Here is a 2,528-nt window from a genome sequence, read left to right as displayed (position 1 = left end):
TGAAAGTCGACAGATCGTCAGCGGCATCATCCTTGTGGTGCGCAGGGAACTGCACCGGTGCCGTGCCCCGGCTGGGTACGGCTCAGTCAAGATATTCAACAACGAACTCCTCCGCCGGAACCGCTTGTCCGTGCTCAACGAGATCTTCGTCGTATTGGCTGCATGCAACGGCAAGGGCCGGCCACCCGTATGCTGTTCCGCGAGGGCCAATCAGGTATCTGCCCAGGAACACGTCATCGTGCGCCACACTGCTCCAACTGTGGCGTTGCACCCGTTGCCTATATCGCCCTGAAGATTGCGGGAACAGCGAGGCTGAAAGAACGGAGGACTTCCGCCAGCTCGGCGAAGCTGATGGGTCGCCCCGAAGCGGGAAAATGCTGCACTGAAGTGGCAGATTCGAAACCCCTATAGGTACTCAATACTAACCCCTAAGTAGTCGAGAAACCTAGTCTAGCTCCTCATGCTTACTCACGACAGCGCATCGTAGTGCAGAAGAAAAGTGCCACTGGAAGGGCGACCGGCGCTTTCTATCTCGCCGTTCAAACCCAAGTCTTTCAAATACTTAGGTGAGTAGTGGTGCAGAAGAGAACGCAATAACATTAAATAACAATTTGATATTGTTTTTTAAAGGAAATTTGGTTTTTCTCTATGGCACAAATCGTGGCACTAAAAATAATTTCTTTAATGGTTCGTGTTCTCAGATTTATTGCTCTCTTACTGTCTCACTACATTGCTCAGGCTCTCATAGCAAACCGATTCGGCGATTTAGACTAGCAACCTTTCCGCATCGCGAGCCCTCACTATCCACCAGCAGCTGTTCTAAACAGACTGGTCCTCTCTTACGATTGACCCCGACACGGCCTGGCAGCTCGGAAAACTAATATCGGTAAGGACCATTCCCCCTCCGTCAGGGTGGCAAAGCCTCCAATCTGGATCAGTCTCGCTGCCTCCTTGTAGAGGCATCGCTGTCCATGCGGAGCAATACCGCATACAATCTGATTCCAGAGGGGGTCTTATGAATCTTCGATCCTGCATAGCTGCCCTGCTGGTGTGTCTTATGGCTATGGCGACTGCGCCTACCAGGGCTGACGATGTCGCGCCGAGCGCACGCGTGTCCAGCGCGGTACTGGTCCGCGAGGGCCCATCCACTGATACTGCCATTCTCGCCCGGCTCCGCCCGGGAGAGAGTGCGACGTTGGTCGGCGAGGTCAGCGGCTGGTATATCGTTGCTCTCGAGGATGGAACGCGGGGCTATGTCAGCAAGGCGTGGACGATTGTTCTGCCTGAGGAAGGTGAAGCGCCCCTTCCCGGTTCAGCACACAAGGTGCACATCATTGATGTGGGCACAGGCCTGGCTGTGTTCGTCGAAGGCCCGGGGTACGCTGTCCTATATGATGCGGGCAGCCAGGACGATCTGCATGACGGGGAAGAAAACCGTGTCGTCGCTTACATACGCGCGGCGCGGCCCGACCTGGTCCGGATAAATCACCTCATCCTCAGCCATCCGCACAAGGACCATCTCCAGCTCATGCCTGGGGTGTTCGCCGCTTTCCAGATCGACAACGTCTGGGATTCCGGGCGCGTCAACAAAACGGACGGCTACTGCCATTTTCTGAAAGCGGCCATGGCTGAGCCGGGCTCACGCTATCATGATGCCATCGCAGCCAACAGCACTCGCGCCGTAACGTTCACCGGCAGCGGCTGCAACGGAACTGTAGCCGTCCGCCAGTCCGAAATGATGACAGCCGCACCAGTTGCGCTCGGCGCCGATGCCCGCATGCATTTCCTCTATCGCGACGCTCACCCTTATTCAGATCCCAATGGTAACAGCGTGGTGATCAGGCTTGACCTTGCCGACCGGCGCATCCTTCTCGCCGGCGACGCCGAAGGTGGAGAGCGCGAACCACCTGCGAGCCTTCCCAGCCCGCGCAGTATTGAAGCAAAGCTTCTGGAATGTTGCGCCAGCGACCTCAAGGCCGATGTGCTCGTGGTCGGGCATCACGGCAGCCTGACATCGTCGCGGACCAGCTTCCTCGATGCGGTTGGAGCCAAAGTCTACGCGATCTCTTCGGGGCCATATCCCTATCGCCGTGTCCGCCTGCCCGATTCAGAAATAGTCGAAGAGCTTGAGCGGCGCGGACAGGTTCTGCGCACCGACCGAGAAGATGGTTTCCGGATCGAGGATGATGCCCGCTCTTGCGAGATGCGGGACCGCAAGGTCGGACCCGATGCAGACGAAACGCCTGGTGGTTGTGACAATATCCTGTTCAGCGTCACCGGGAACGGTCCGATCACCGCCGGCTACTCGGGTCTCGTCGACTGACACAAACTACAGGACAGAATGACATGGCTCGCATTCCCGCTGTTTCTGTCGAAGATAAAATGGTGCGGAAGCCGCGCGAACCAAAACCACGCAACATCGTCATTCTGTGCGACGGAACAGGTAATGAGCTTGGGGGAGCGCTCACCCAGCATGGCCGAGACATCCGAATATCGAATGTGCCGAAGCTGTTCCGCATCGCGCAGAA

3 protein-coding genes are annotated in these 2,528 nt (G+C 56.9%); all 3 read left to right on the top strand.

Annotated elements, in window-relative coordinates; genetic code table 11:
• Positions 1-292 (top strand): hypothetical protein (locus ACT6VE_RS34745; protein WP_444802647.1); only part of this gene is annotated, 292 nt, incomplete at its 5' end.
• A 723-nt stretch (positions 293-1,015) separates the two neighbouring features.
• Positions 1,016-2,323 carry an MBL fold metallo-hydrolase gene (locus ACT6VE_RS34740; RefSeq protein WP_444610165.1) on the top strand — a complete coding sequence of 436 codons (1,308 nt, stop codon included), beginning with the start codon at positions 1,016-1,018 and terminating at the stop codon, positions 2,321-2,323.
• 23 nt (positions 2,324-2,346) lie between these two features.
• Positions 2,347-2,528 (top strand): hypothetical protein (locus ACT6VE_RS34735; protein ID WP_444802646.1); only part of this gene is annotated, 182 nt, incomplete at its 3' end.

Source organism: Shinella sp. (genome assembly GCF_052438155.1).
Lineage (GTDB): Bacteria > Pseudomonadota > Alphaproteobacteria > Rhizobiales > Rhizobiaceae > Shinella.
Note: the sequence above shows the minus strand (reverse complement) of the source record. Positions and strands in the feature narration are given on the sequence as shown.